The following is a 15132-nucleotide window of genomic DNA, read 5'->3' on the forward strand; positions in this document are numbered from 1 at the left end:
TTTGTAATCGCTTGTGAAACAAAAAAAGAAGAGACAGAAATAGGTTTAGAGAATAAAACCAATATTATTTTCATCTTGGCAGATGACTTAGGATATGGGGATTTAGGCTTTTTAGGCCAAGAATATATAGAGACACCCAATATTGATCGGTTGGCGAGAGAAGGGATGTTCTTTTCCAATTTCTATTCGGGGTCTACTGTCTGTGCTCCTTCCAGATCTTCATTTTTGACAGGATTGCATACAGGGCATACACCGATTAGAGGCAACTCTGAAGTTCAGCCTGAAGGTCAATTACCCATGCCTGATTCAGTGATGACTGTAGGGAAGGCTTTACAAAACGAAGGCTATACTACAGGGGCATTTGGTAAGTGGGGTTTAGGGTTTATAGGATCGACAGGAGAACCGGTTAATCAAGGATTTAATGAGTTTTTCGGATATAACTGCCAACGATATGCTCACCGCTATTACCCAGCATATTTATGGCATAATGATCAAAAAATTGATTTGCCTGGAAATGATTGGACGACTACCGGAGACTATGCTCCAGATATCATTCAGGAAAAGACATTAGCTTTTATAGATGATAACAAAGACAAGCCTTTTTTCTTGTTTATGCCTATTGTCACTCCACATGCGGAGTTAGCTGCTCCTGAGGATGAACTAATGGTGAAGTATAAGGCTATGTTTCCAGAGGAAAAGCCATATGTAGGAGGGCCAGGTGCTGATTATGGGCCTGATATGAGGATTCCTGGCTATCAATCCCAACCATATCCGCATGCTACTTTTGCGGCGATGGTAGAAAGAATCGATCGATATGTAGGTGAAGTCTTAGATAAATTGGAGGAGAATGGACTTTCTGAAAATACATTGATCATATTTTCTTCAGACAACGGAGCACATCGTGAAGGAGGAGCAGATCCTGAGTTTTTTGATAGTAATGGCCCATTTCGAGGATTTAAAAGGGATTTGTATGAGGGAGGAGTCAGAGCTCCTATGATTGCTTGGTGGCCAAATAAAATCAAGGCAGGTACTACTTCAGATCATGTGGCAGCTTTTTGGGATCTGTTACCAACGTTTGCTGAAGTCGCTGGAAATAAAATATCCGAAAGCATTGACGGGATTTCATTTTTTCCTACCCTAGTAGGAGCCGGAGAGCAAAAAGAACACGAGTATTTATATTGGGAATTTCATGAGCAAGGCGGGAAGCAAGCGATTCGACAAGGAAATTGGAAAGCAGTAAAACTGGAAGTATTTCAAAGTGAAACCCCTAAGTTTGAACTTTATGATTTGAGCAAGGATCTTGGAGAAAATCAAAACTTAGCCTCTCAATATCCTGATAAGGTCAAAGAAATGGAGAAATTAATGGAGGATTCTCATATTCGGAATCCGATATTTTCATTTTACAGGAGCGAAAAAGAAGCAGCAAAAGAATAAATAATTATTCATTCAATTTGGTTGGTTTTAGAAAAGATTAAAAAATAAGTTTGATTAATTACAGAGGAAAAAATGAATGAAAGGAAAATATGATTTTTCTCATTTTACTCTTAAAACATGCTTTTTTTTGACCACTGGTGTTATTCCACAATAAAAAAAATAGAATATTGCCTTACATTTAAAAGGCCCTTTTAATCATTCGAAATTGATTGTTCGATATGTCTACCCCAAACAAAGTAAACCCAATTTCATCAATCATACTTTCAGCCCTTACTGACCAAGTAGAGGAAAAATCCATTGTTTGGTTAGCTCAAAAGAGAGAGAAAATTTTATTGTCCGGAAAGGAAATGGATTTCTTTATAGCTTTTAGCCAAGCTTCAAGATTTTTTAAAAACAATTCATTTAAACTGAGTGATGATCAATTTCAAGAAACTCAATCTTTTTGTGATGGTTTGAGAATGGATTTATGGACTCAATTGCAAGCTGCTCGGGTTTATTTGCTTTTGCAATATCTTGCCCCAAACCCTGATTCTTGGAGGGAAACATTGCAAAAACTATTTGAAACTGGTGATATGCTTGAAATTGAGGCTTTGTATTCTGCATTACCGGTAATGCCTTTTCAGGATGAAATGGTAGGAAGAGCTCGGGAAGGATTAAGGACAAATATTACATCGGTTTTTGATGCTGTTGCTTTAAATAATCCATATCCTTCAAAATACTTTGATGAGAGTGCCTGGAATCAAATGGTGGTAAAAGCAATCTTTATGCAAAGACCATTATTTAAAATCCAGAATGCTGAATCTCGATCCAATAAAGAACTGGCAAATATTATTATTGATTTTGCCCATGAAAGATGGGCTGCTGGAAGGAATGTTATTTTGGAAGTGTGGAGGTTTGTTGGGCCCTTCATTAATTCGGAAAACTTCAAGGATATTGAGCGAGTGACAAAATCAAATGATGAGCTGGAAAGAAATGCTGCTTTATTGGCTTGTAGTATGAGTGATTTCCCCGAAGCGAAGAAATTATTGAGAAGTTATCCAGAAATTGAGAGTAAAATAAATTCAGGAGTGCTAAACTGGGATTGGATTGGTGAGCAGGCTTTGGCTCTGGCATAATTCAAATTTCTTTAGCGATTTAATATTTTGAGAACCCCAAATTTACCAAAGATGGAAATGTTTATTGATCCACATATACACGTTACTTCAAGAACTACCGATGACTATGAAGCCATGCGAAAAGCTGGCATAGTAGCTATCATAGAACCCGCTTTTTGGCTTGGACAACCTAGAACAGAAGCTGCCAGTTTTAAAGATTACTTCAGTAGTTTGGTTGGGTGGGAAAGATTTCGTGCCAAGCAATTCGGTATTGTACACTATTGTACAATTGGCCTGAATTCTAAAGAAGCTAATAATGAGCCATTAGCTGAGCAAGTCATGGAACTTCTTCCTTTGTACGCAGGGAAGCAGGGAGTAGTAGCGATTGGAGAGATTGGTTACGATGATCAAACTGCAGCAGAGGATAAATTTTATAGACTCCAACTTGATCTTGCAAAGGAAATGGATCTTCCGGTAATGATTCATACACCCCACAGAGATAAGAAAAAAGGAACTACAAAAAGCATGGACGTGAGTGAGGAACATGGCTTGGCTCCAAATATGGTAATCGTGGATCATAACAATGAGGAAACTGTGAAAGAGGTTCTGGATCGTGGTTATTGGGCAGCATTTACCATTTACCCACATACCAAAATGGGAAGTGAACGAATGGTGGAAATTGTAAAACAATATGGTCCCGAAAGAATCATTGTTGATTCGGCTGCTGATTGGGGAATTTCGGATCCTTTGGCAGTACCGAAAACAGCAGCATTGATGAGAAAAATGGGGATTCCAGAGGAACATATAAGAATGACCTGCTATCAAAACGCATTAACTGCATATTCTCAAAGTGGTCAAATGGACGAGTTGGATTGGTTAAACGCAGAACCTATTGATCAGACTAAAAAAATGTCAGGGAATTCGGTGTTGAGAGGTGGGCAAGTTCCCCGCGTGGAAGGACCTAGTGATCGAGTGGAAAATTAATTCATGATTAGAACCAAGTTATTTGCTCATTTGCAGCTTACAAGGCCCGCAAATGTTGTAACCGCTATAGCTGATATTTTAGCAGGTTTTGCAATAGCGGGAATGGGAATTTATTTGACTTCCTTTTCCAATTCTGAAAGTTATCTTTTTGATTTAGCTTGGTTAGTTTTAGCTACGATAGGTTTATATGCTGGAGGAGTTGCTTTAAATGATGTTTTTGATGCTGATTTAGATGCATTAGAAAGGCCAGAGAGACCAATACCAAGTGGAAGGGCCTCCATGAAAAGTGCGTCCATCATGGCATTTTTACTGCTTTTGTTGGGAATCCTTGCAGCTGCTCAAGTTTCTAATACTTCCGCATTGATTGCTTTGGGAGTTGCTCTTTGCGCTGTTCTTTATGATTACTGGGGAAAGCATCAGAATTTTTTTGGCCCAATCAATATGGGGCTATGCCGAGCCGGGAATTTACTTCTTGGGGTAAGTGTGGTTCCTGAATTAGTAGAAAAATTTGCTTTTATGGGCTTGATTCCATTGGTTTTTGTGGCAGCAATTACCATGATCAGCAGGGGAGAAGTACATGGCAAAAATCGTACAGCACTTTTTGGAGGAGTTGGATTGTATCTAATTATTATAGGATCCTTGATAGGAATAGCATTTGTTTATGGAGAAAAGCCATTTGAAATCATTCCATTTATACTTCTTTTTGCTTTCATGATTTTTCCGCCTTTAATAAAAGCGATTCAGAAACAAGAACCAAAACTGATTGGGAAAGCTGTTAAAGCTGCTGTGATTTCCTTAATAATATTGAATGCATCAATTTCAGCTGCCTTTGCGGGATGGTTTTATGGTTTATTGGTCTTAGTCTTATTACCCATTTCTCTGTGGTTAGCTAGAAAATTTGCAGTGACTTAAGCCTTTCTAATTTGTAAAGCAATAAATTGCATTGCGAAAGAACCTTTTGCCCCTGTTTTAGATTGAGTAATTGATGAAAAGAAGAATAGAACAATCATTTGCAGTTCCTTATACTTATCCGGTGATTTTCTCCGAAAACATATTCAATATTGGAGATCCAACGCTTGCAGAATTGTTAGACAATGGTAAAGGAGGAAAAGCCTTTTTTGTGCTTGATAGTGGCGTTCATGAAACCCATCCGGATTTGGTTGACAAGATTAAATCCTATGCAGAAACTCATCAAGCTCAGTTTAAGCTATGTGCAGAACCTTTGATTGTTCCTGGAGGTGAGGCCTCTAAAAATGATCCTCAGTATTATCAAAAAGTAGTTGAGGCAACCCATTTATACGGGATTGATAGACATTCATACATCGTAGCTATTGGCGGTGGAGCAGTTTTGGATATGGTAGGATTTGCAGCCGCAGTATCGCATAGAGGTATTCGCCTTATAAGGATTCCAACTACAGTGCTATCTCAAAATGATTCGGCTGTTGGAGTGAAAAATGGGATTAATTCTTTCGGGAAGAAAAACTATTTAGGAACATTTGTGCCTCCATATGCAGTATTAAATGATTTCAATTTCTTAAAGACATTAGATAATCGAGATTGGAGATCAGGTATTTCTGAAGCGATTAAAGTAGCCTTGATTAAAGACATAGATTTTTTTGAATGGATTGAGGAACATGCTTCAGCTTTGGCAAACCGAGAAATGGAACCTATGCAAGAGTTGATCGTGAGATGTGCTCAGATGCATTTGGATCACATCGCGGGGAAAGATCCATTCGAAATGGGTTCCTCCAGGCCTTTGGATTTTGGCCATTGGGCGGCTCATAAGATGGAACATCTCAGTGGATACGAAATCAGACATGGGGAAGCGGTTTCGATTGGTATCGCACTGGATTCAACCTATTCTTATTTAAAAGGAATGATTTCAGCTACTGAATTAGACAGAATCATATCCGTCATAGCATCTTTGGGATTTCAGTTGTATCATCCGGTTCTATCTGGAGAAATGCTTTTGAAAGGATTGGAAGAATTCCGAGAGCACTTAGGAGGCCAATTGACGATTATGTTGTTGGCTAAACTTGGAAAGGGTCAGGAAGTCCACGAAATGGATCAAGCTCTGATTCTTACTGCTGTAGAAAAATTGAAATCATTTCAATCAGATCGATTGATTATCAATTGATATAAACTAAAAATTCTCAGAAATCACTGAATTATCATTATGCGGATTGAAGGAAAACACCTGTCTTATTGTACCAATATTCACCCTGGAGAAAGCTGGAAAGAAACCTTCGAAAACCTTAAAAAATACATTCCAAATATTAAATCAAGCCTTTCTCCTGAACAGGATTTTGGTATTGGGCTAAGACTTTCGAATGAAGCTAGTCTTGTGCTTCAAAGGCCAGAAGAGTTAAAGATTTTTAAAACTTGGCTGAAGGATCAAAAGGCTTATGTTTTTACGATGAATGGTTTTCCATATGGAGGCTTTCATGGGCAAGTTGTAAAAGATAAGGTTCACGCTCCAGATTGGACTACAAAAGAAAGACGGGATTATACCATTAGACTATTTGAAATTCTTGCAGATTTGCTGCCCGATAAAATGGAAGGAGGGATTTCTACCTCACCGCTCTCATATAGATTTTGGTTTTCTAATCAACAAGAATTGGATCGGGCTATCACTCTCTCCACCACTCATTTGGTTCAGGTAGTTGCCAAATTGATAGAAATAAAGCAAAAGACGGGTAAAGTTCTTCACTTGGATATAGAGCCAGAACCAGACGGAATCCTTGAAAATACAGCAGAAATGTTGTCATTTTTTAAAGACTGGTTAATTCCCATGGGTAGCAGGGATTTGATGGATTCTCTTCAAATGAGTCAAGAAGATGCCGAGTCTGCGATCAAAGAACATATCAGACTGTGTTATGATGTTTGTCATTTTGCTTTGGTTTATGAAAAGCCAGCTGAAGTGTTTCAAGCTATGGAAGCAGCAGGAATTAAAATTGGAAAAATTCAAATCTCTGCTGCATTGAAACTGTCTATTCCAGATTCGAGTGAAGAAAGAGAAGTTATCCTTAAGACCCTTGAACCCTTTGCTGAGTCAACTTACCTGCATCAGGTAATCGGTAGAAACTCAGAAGGCCAATTAGAATCCTATCGAGATTTGGATCAGGCTTTGCAACAATTGGAAGAAACCGAACAAGAAGAGTGGCGTATTCACTTTCATGTTCCGGTTTTCTTATCAGATTATGGTCAAGTGGCTTCTACTCAATCTGATATTTTGGAAGTTTTGGAATATCTCAAATCCAAAAATGTCACAAATCATCTGGAAGTAGAAACCTATACCTGGGATGTGCTTCCAAAAGGAATGAATATTGATATTCAGAGTTCTATTATCCGGGAACTTTCTTGGGTCTCTGATAACATGAAAAAATGATGAAAAAGACAGTAGTAATTGATGTTGTTGCTTTATCGCAAAGATTAATAGGAGAACATACTCCTTTTTTAAAAAAGTGGACTTCAAAAGGTCATAAGGCTTCCATCAATCCTGTTTTACCCGCAGTAACTACTTCCGCACAAACCACCTACTTGACAGGAAAATGGCCTACAGACCATGGAATAGTGGGGAATGGATGGTACTTTAAAGACGAGTGCGAAATCAAATTTTGGAGACAGTCAAATAAGCTGGTTCAGGCTAAAAATATATGGGATCTTGCCAAGGAGAAAGATCCTGAATTTACTGTCTCGAATATGTTTTGGTGGTACAATATGTACTCAACTGCGGACTATCAGGTGACACCCAGGCCACTATATCCTTCAGACGGAAGAAAGATCCCCGATTGTCATTCTTATCCTATGGATTTAAGGGATAGGTTACAAGAAGAACTGGGGCAGTTTCCTTTATTTTCTTTTTGGGGACCAAATACAAGCATAAAAGCCACACAATGGATTGCTGATGCATCCAAGAAAGTCGATGAGTGGAAAAACCCTACATTGACTTTAATCTATCTTCCTCACCTTGATTATGGACTACAAAAGTATGGGATTGATTTTTCAAAAATCTCTAAAGATTTAAGTGAAATCGATAAGGTCTGTGAGGATTTGATAACCTATTATGAAAGACAGGGAGCTGAAGTGATTTTGCTTTCCGAATATGGAATTACCTCGGTGAATAACCCAGTGCATCTCAATCGTATTTTTAGGAAGGCTGGACTGATTCAAGTCAAAAATGAATTGGGATTGGAGACTTTAGATGCGGGTACAAGTCGAGCGTTCGCTGTGGTAGATCATCAATTGGCTCATATTCATGTGAAAGATAAAAGTGATTTAGCTCTGGTTAAAAAACTTTTGGAAGAAACGCCAGGGATAGAACTTATTTTGGATGAAGAGGGTAAGAAGAAATATCATTTAGATCACAAACGCTCAGGAGATTTGGTAGTTGTTGCAGATAAAAACTCATGGTTTACTTATTATTTCTGGCTAGATGATTCTAAAGCTCCAGATTATGCAAGATGCGTCGCGATTCATCAAAAACCTGGATATGACCCGGTGGAGTTGTTCCTTAATCCAGAGATTAAGTTACCAATGGCCAAGGTGGGAATGAAAGTCTTAAAGAAGAAATTGGGATTTAGGTATCTAATGGATGTGATTCCATTGGACGCAACGCTCGTTAAGGGAGCTCATGGAAGGATTCCTGAAGACAGTTTGGATCATCCTGTTTTCTTTACAAATGATAAATCCCTTACGGAAGAGAAACATATTGACCCCACCGAAATTCAAGGGTTGATTTTGAAAAAGATTTTCAGCTAAGAATGCTTTTGTAAGTCCCTTCTATTCGGTTTAACTGAATAAAAAAAGCCATCCGCATTTGCAGATGGCTTTTACATTGGGTAATAAGATTAGTTTTATTTTGCGTTAAAGGTCATTCCAGAAACGATAAAAGTACCGGCACCACCGTCATTTTTAGGTTTAGTAATTACGAAGATTTTATGAAGATTTCCATCTGCAGTCCCTGTTATTGGAATTGTAAATGGAGCGAAACTTGGAGCTCCCTCAGGTCCATTTGAAGCAGGTTGACTAAAAGTACTTGATCCTACCAGATCACCTGTTGGGCTATCCAATCGCAATTCAAAATCATATTGATCACCTAGGGATCCCATAGTAACAGAAATAGCTGTTACTGAGCCAACCCCAGTTAAGTCTATTCCCTCAATTGCAAATGAAGCTTCATTCTTTGGAACCATCACCAAATTATTTCCATCAAAACTCATGCTACTGTACCCGCCTTCATAATCTGTAGTAGTTCCCATATCAATGGTATTACCTTTCAGTAGCAAAGTAGTTGAACCAGTCAAAGGTTTGATGTTTTCGCCTCCTTGATCCGTATAAGAAGCATTCAGCATCAAGACACCATTTGGTACTGCTTTCTTACCCATGGTAGCATCGATACTTCCTGAAGCCGGAAGAGAAGGAGTATTCACTTGATCTAATGAAAGGATATACGCTACCAAAGCATTAAGATCAGAATTTTTTAAATCAGGATTTGCTGGCATTGCAGTTTCACCCCAGACGCCCCCGCCTCCGTTTTTGATTTTATTTTTCAGGTAATCAAGATCTCTTTGGTTGTATTTTTTGGCAACATCAATATAAGAAGGTCCAACAGATGCCTCAGCTTCTTTGTGGCATGTCTTACAAGTTAAGGTGGTAAAGAGAGATTTACCTAACATTGCCTCAGTCATTACTTTGTGGCCCATATCAGACTCTGCCTGATCAAGACCTTCGATATAATCAGCAGAAACATAGAGCGTGCTCAAATCATTTGCAGCATCTGGATGATCTGCATCTGAAACGCTTACTTCATAGGAAACTTTCTTTCCTGGGAAATAGAAGGACTTATTACCATCAATCTTGATGGAGACCTCAGGGGCAATATTACCAGAATAAACACTTTCAGTGGCACTGGTTCCAGTCAATCCAGCTGGATCTTTTGCTGTGACTTTCACCTCATACTCACCAACACTGTTAAATGTATGAGTGAGTGTTGGGGTATCTGTGTTTTTTGTTTCACCTTTTCCTAAGTCCCAAGTATAGGTCAATGCATCATTTTCAGGATCTGAAGATTTTGCAGTAAAAGTCACTGTAAGAGGATTGGTTCCAGAAGTTTTGTCAGCACTAATAGTGGCAACTACTGGAGCTCTGTTACCTCCATTAAAGTCAATTCTAGATAATCCAGCATCAGGATTTTTGGAGAACCAACCGTTTCCATATTCCAATATATAAATTCTGCCATCTGGGCCCATTTCCATATCAATCAAAGAATTAAACTTTGTGTTTGGCATAAATGCCTCCATCTTGTCAAAATCACCATTCTCTTTGATAGATACAGCTTTTACCCAACCTCTGATCCAGTCATAAATAAAGATTTTGCCATCGTAATAATCTGGAAACTTAGTATCTGCAGTGTACATATCAGAGTAATAAACAGGTCCTGCCATAGCATTTCTACCCCCAGTTCCTACAGAAGGAAATTCTTCTGAAACTGCATATGGGTACCAGATAAATGCGGGTGCAAGTGCTGGCAAATCTTTGATACCTGTATTGTTTACTGAATTATTCTGAGGTCCATTTGGGTCAAAAGCCTCCCCATACTCACCAGTTTCATAATTGTATTCACGATATGCGTAGTTATTCCCTACAAAATATGGCCACCCAAAATTCCCTGCTTTCCTAGCCTGATTCAATTCATCATAACCTCTCGGACCTCTTGTTGCCATGCTATCTGCATTTGCATCTGGCCCTACTTCACCCCAATATAGAAAACCGTTTTTCTGATCTACAGAAATTCTGTAGGGATTTCTATTTCCCTGAACATAGATTTCAGGTCTTGTTCCTTCTGTACCTACAGGGTACAAATTCCCTTCAGGAATGTCATATGAACCATCCTCATTTACTTTGATTCTAAGAATTTTACCTCTTAAATCATTTGCATTTCCAGAAGTTCTTCGTGCATCAAATTGCTCTCTTCCAGGTCTTTGATCTAAAGGTGCAAATCCATTATTTATAAATTTAGAATCAGCTTGGTTAAAGGGAGTTGAATTATCACCAAGAGAAAGGAATAAGTTACCATCCTTGTCAAATGCAATGGAACCTCCTGTATGGCAACAGATATCACGGTCTGAATGAATATCCATGATCACCACCTCTGATGACATATCCCAGTTATTATCTTTAAAGGTAAATCGTGAAAGTCGGTTGATCTCTTCGTCTCCAGTAGGAGCATAATAAACAAAGACATATCCGTTTTGTGCATAGTTTGGATCCTTTTGGATTCCCATCAGTCCTTCCTCAGCGTTCACCCCTCTAACTTCTGTTTTCCAATAAACATCAAGTTTAGCTACCTCAGTTAATTCTTCAGTTTCATTGTCAAAAAACAAAATCTCACCTCTTCTTTGGGCTACTAAAATATCTAGATTAGGGAGAATTGTCATTTCTGTTGGCTCGGTGAATTCACCGGTTACCAGTGGAGTCTTAGTAAATCTGTTTTCCTCAGGAACTCTCTTTGAAATTGTTTTGCTGTAGTCCAATTCAAGATTGTCACCAATTGCATATTGGATCCCTGCCAAAACATGCTTCAGATAAAGGTCTTCGGTGAAAGATTCATTGGTGTGACCTCCACCAGTATAAAAAGCTCTACCTCCATCAAACTCGTGATACCAGGCAATTGGGTGATCGCCCATGTCGAAGCCTCCTTTATAAGAGTTTTCATCTAGCTCTAATAATACATTCACATCTGGGTTCATGTTTTTGTAGCTGTACCATTCATCTGTTCTTTCCCAAGGGCTTGGTAAGAAAGAAGTGGATGGGTTATTGGCATCTACAACGGTAATAGAACCAGGCTGTACATTTGGGTTAGGATCGTTGATTCCTGGGTGATCTGTAAAATAACCACCGACTAATCGACCGTACCAACTCCATTCATATTCAGTATCTGCGGCAGAATGGATACCCATATAACCGCCACCTGCTTGAATATATCTTTCAAAATCAGCTTCTTGGTAATTATTTAATACGTCACCAGTCGTATTCAAAAAGATTACAGCAGAATATTGGGCTAGGTTTTCTTCGGTAAACTTTTCTGAGTGAGTAGTAGTATCTACTTCAAAGCCATTTTCCGAACCAAGTTTTTGAATTGCTGCAATTCCGTTAGGAATAGATTCGTGATGAAATCCAGCTGTCTTGCTGAAAACAAGTACTTTTGGAGAACCAGAGCGTTTGTTTTTACAGCTCCAAGTACCCAAACTTACAAGCACCATCAAGACTAGTATGGTACGCAGGTTTTTTGGGAAATTCATAATATTAGATTTTCTATAAATAGGTGATTTTCAATAAATCGACATCAAATAACCGAAAATCAACTGACAAATCAGGGAAAATTTCGAATTATTTCTTTTTGAAACAATAGAAATCTGGCCTAAGTGCAATGATTTTAATTTATTTAACTATTCTTGCTCCATCTGAAGGTTTAACCTCAATAAATTCTGGTTCTATGTTGAAAGCTTGAAGGTAGCTTGTAGAGACGGATCTCTTGAATTCAGGGATACGCTCCGTTTCTAATAGGTTAATAGTACAACCACCGAAACCTCCTCCCATCATCCTAGATCCCAATACATAACTTTTTTTCCAGGATTCTTCTGCCAAGAAATCTAACTCAGCACAACTGACTTCATAATCCTTACTTAGACTCTCATGGGAAGCTTTCATCAATTCACCAAACTTTACTAATTCTCCATGTCTTAAACTTTCTCCTGCCTGATGGACTCTGAGATCTTCCAAAATCACATGTTTTGCTTTGGAGAAAAGCTCTCTAGGTAAGATAGATTTTACCTTTGGAAGATCTTTTTCAGAAAAATCTCTCAAGGTTTTAATTTCAGGAAATTTCTGTGATAATATTTCAACACTTTCCTCACAAGCAGATCTTCTTTTGTTATAAGCAGAATCAGCTAGTTTATGTTTTACTTTTGTATTGACTAATAGCAAACTGTATTGTCCTAGTGTAATTGGAATTTCTTCATGCGTATTAGTTCTGCAATCCAATAACAGAGCATGATCTGCTTTACCAAATGCTGAGGCATATGGGTCCATGATGCCACAGTTTAACCCTTCGTATAGCTGCTCTGATTTTTGGGCATACAGGGCAAGAGATTTTTTTGGAATATTAAAGTTAAATAATCCGGAAATAGCAGTGCCGACACCAACAGAAAGTGCGGCAGAGGATGATAATCCTGAACCAACTGGAATATTTCCTCCGAAAACCATATCAAATCCCTCAACTTCATATCCTGCCTGTTTAAATTGAGATACTATGCCCATTATATAATTCGCCCAATGTCCTTTTCTTGGAGAAAAAGATTTGACATCAAAAACAAAATCTTCATTAAAATCAAGGGAATGAATTCTGGTAGAATTACTCTTGTTTTTTTGTATGGCAAACCAGATTCCTTGTGCTACAGCAGCTGGGAAAACAAATCCCTCCTGATAATCAGTATGTTCTCCAATGAGATTAATTCTACCAGGAGCAAAGGCAAGAATTGGTTCTTGAGCAAAAATCTCAAGAAAGGACTTCGTGATTAGTTCACGCATTTATTTTACGATTTCTGTGGATTTTCTTGGAACCAGTGTGGTTTCTAAAACAATAGAAATGGGATCATCAGAAGTGATACCGTCGAGTTGATCTAAAAGATGACTCACTGCAAGCTTTCCCATCGTATATCCTGGTTGGGAAACTGTAGTCAATGGAGGCTCTATTACTGCAGAAGTAGGATTATTGGTAAATCCTGCTAAAGCGATGTCTTGCGGTATTCTGATTCCTTTACTCTTCCAATGCATTAAAACTTCCACTGCCACCGGATCTATCATACAAAATACTCCGTCTGGTCTGTTTTCCATCTCAATTATATCTTCTGCAACTGCAATATTTCCTTCAGTCGTCAAATCGGTAACTTTGATTAAGCTTTCACTTTCAGGAATCCCAAATTCTGCTAAAGCTTTCAAATATCCTTCCTTTCTCTTTTTACTGATATATAAATCCTCAGGGCCTGATACATACATCACTCTTTTACAACCTACTTCCAACAAGTGCTTTGTGACCTGATATGCCCCTCCCACATCATTGAAAGTTATCTTGGATACGGGAATATCTTCGTGAACCCGATCAAATAAAACAAATGGTATTTCTCGATTGTAGAGTTCAAATAGGTGCTCATAGTGATTGGTTTCTCTACTTAAAGAAATCAACAAAGCATCAACCTGCGAGGCAACCAAAGTTTTGATATTTGCCATTTCTAATTCTAAATGCTCATTAGACTGGCAAATCATGACATTATAGCCACGCACATTTGCCTGGTCTTGAATGCCGCTGATACAGGAAGCAAAAAAGTGAGAAGTTATTTCAGGAACAATTACCCCAAGTGTCTTGGTTCTGCTGATTCTGAGGCTCTGAGCAAGTAGATTTGGCTGGTAATTCATCTCTTTAGCCAATTCCACAATCTTTCTTTTAGTCTCCGGATGCAATTCTGGAGAATCTTTTAAAGCTCTGGAAATTGTAGAGACCGAAACCCCCAATTTCTTGGCGATCTCTTTCATTGTGACCTGATGCCCTTTTTTCATGGTTGAAATTTAGGAAAGCACGAATGCTTAGGTTTGAAATCAATAAACTAGGAACTCTATAGGTACTAGTTTACTCTTGATAAACTGTAAATAAAACAGTTTCTCCTACAGCTTGCAAGGTTCTTTTGTCAATCAACTCCATATTGTCACTATGGGTATGATGATAATGTCCAAAACCGTAATCTGGAGAAAAATCCAAAATATCGATCATAGGAATGCCTGCATTTTCATTCACAAAGGCATGATCATCTAAAATTTCTGCAGCATCTCTCATTACGAAAAAATCGCTATGGCCGATTTTAGCTGCGTTTTCCCAAACCTTTCTTAAAATTCCTGCAGCATATTGTCGGGAATATCCTTCATAATAGAAATGGGCTCCTTTAGCTCCAACCATATCTAGTAAAATCCCATAATATGCGCTGTAGTTTGGGACATGCTTATTTATAGACCAGTATTGTGAACCTAAACACCACCAGATCTTTCCATTATTTAATCTTGGACCATTTTCTAATTCTCCGTCATCTTCCCCATCAAAAAGGATAAAGTCTATACCCACATCTGGTTTCAATCCCTGAGAAGAAATTGTTCTGGCGATTTCCAATAAAACACCGACTCCACTTGCTCCATCATTGGCGCCGTCGATAGGTTTGTTTATATCCTGAGAATCTTTATCCGCAAACCTTCTGGTATCCCAATGGGCGGAAAGCATGATTCGCTTAGTCGCTTCCGGCTTATAGGATGCGATGATATTCGTCAGATCCCAGGTTAAATTATCGTAAGTTTTGGCTTCAAAATCCTGCGTGCTTACATTTAATCCAAAACTTTCAAACTTCGAAATGATCCATTCCTTAGTCTCTTGGTGAGCTGGAGTCATCGGTACTCTTGGGCCAAAATCTACTTGTTTTTGAATGAAAGCGTAGGCGGAATCTGGAGAAAATGTAGGGTATGGCTTTGCAGCAACTTCTGCAACAGTTTCTGTTTTTTTTTCTGGTGAGCTACAAGC

At 38.5% G+C, this 15132-nt stretch carries 11 protein-coding genes; 7 read left to right on the forward strand and 4 right to left on the reverse strand.

What is annotated here, in order from left to right:
- Positions 1–6 precede the first annotated feature (6 nt).
- From Q0L68_RS08230 to Q0L68_RS08260, 7 genes are all read left to right on the forward strand, one after another.
- Complete coding sequence (locus tag Q0L68_RS08230) at positions 7–1434, forward strand: arylsulfatase (RefSeq protein WP_296701605.1); 1428 nt, start codon at positions 7–9, stop codon at positions 1432–1434.
- A 218-nt stretch (positions 1435–1652) separates the two neighbouring features.
- Positions 1653–2549 carry an EboA domain-containing protein gene (locus tag Q0L68_RS08235; RefSeq protein WP_296701586.1) on the forward strand — a complete coding sequence of 299 codons (897 nt, stop codon included), beginning with the start codon at positions 1653–1655 and terminating at the stop codon, positions 2547–2549.
- A 51-nt stretch (positions 2550–2600) separates the two neighbouring features.
- Positions 2601–3512: a TatD family hydrolase gene (locus tag Q0L68_RS08240; RefSeq protein ID WP_296701588.1), complete on the forward strand. Its 912-nt coding sequence runs from the start codon at positions 2601–2603 to the stop codon at positions 3510–3512.
- A 3-nt stretch (positions 3513–3515) separates the two neighbouring features.
- On the forward strand, positions 3516–4424 hold the full coding sequence (gene eboC / locus Q0L68_RS08245; RefSeq protein WP_296701590.1) for a UbiA-like protein EboC: 909 nt from the start codon (positions 3516–3518) through the stop codon (positions 4422–4424).
- 73 nt (positions 4425–4497) lie between these two features.
- On the forward strand, positions 4498–5649 hold the full coding sequence (locus tag Q0L68_RS08250) for a 3-dehydroquinate synthase (protein WP_296701592.1): 1152 nt from the start codon (positions 4498–4500) through the stop codon (positions 5647–5649).
- Positions 5650–5688: 39 nt separating this feature from the next.
- Positions 5689–6900, forward strand: a complete 1212-nt coding sequence (gene eboE, locus Q0L68_RS08255; RefSeq protein WP_296701594.1) for a metabolite traffic protein EboE — start codon at positions 5689–5691, stop codon at positions 6898–6900.
- A complete protein-coding gene (locus tag Q0L68_RS08260; RefSeq protein WP_296701596.1) occupies positions 6900–8273 on the forward strand; it encodes an alkaline phosphatase family protein in 1374 nt (457 codons plus the stop codon). Before eboE ends, Q0L68_RS08260 begins: the two co-directional genes overlap by 1 nt.
- A gap of 95 nt (positions 8274–8368) precedes the next feature.
- Here Q0L68_RS08260 and Q0L68_RS08265 read toward each other — a convergent pair whose 3' ends face one another.
- The 4 genes from Q0L68_RS08265 to Q0L68_RS08280 all read right to left on the reverse strand — a co-directional run.
- The gene (locus Q0L68_RS08265; RefSeq protein ID WP_296701597.1) at positions 8369–11815 is read right to left on the reverse strand and encodes a ThuA domain-containing protein; all 3447 of its coding nucleotides are present in this window, start codon (positions 11813–11815) and stop codon (positions 8369–8371) included.
- 139 nt (positions 11816–11954) lie between these two features.
- Positions 11955–13103, reverse strand: a complete 1149-nt coding sequence (gene galK / locus Q0L68_RS08270) for a galactokinase (protein ID WP_296701599.1) — start codon at positions 13101–13103, stop codon at positions 11955–11957.
- On the reverse strand, positions 13104–14129 hold the full coding sequence (locus Q0L68_RS08275) for a LacI family DNA-binding transcriptional regulator (RefSeq protein WP_296701601.1): 1026 nt from the start codon (positions 14127–14129) through the stop codon (positions 13104–13106). It lies immediately after the preceding gene.
- Between the two features lie 70 nt (positions 14130–14199).
- Positions 14200–15132: M28 family peptidase (locus tag Q0L68_RS08280; RefSeq protein WP_296701603.1), on the reverse strand; the 933-nt coding region annotated here is incomplete at its 5' end.

This window comes from Algoriphagus sp. (assembly GCF_024642405.1).
Taxonomy (GTDB): Bacteria; Bacteroidota; Bacteroidia; order Cytophagales; family Cyclobacteriaceae; genus Algoriphagus.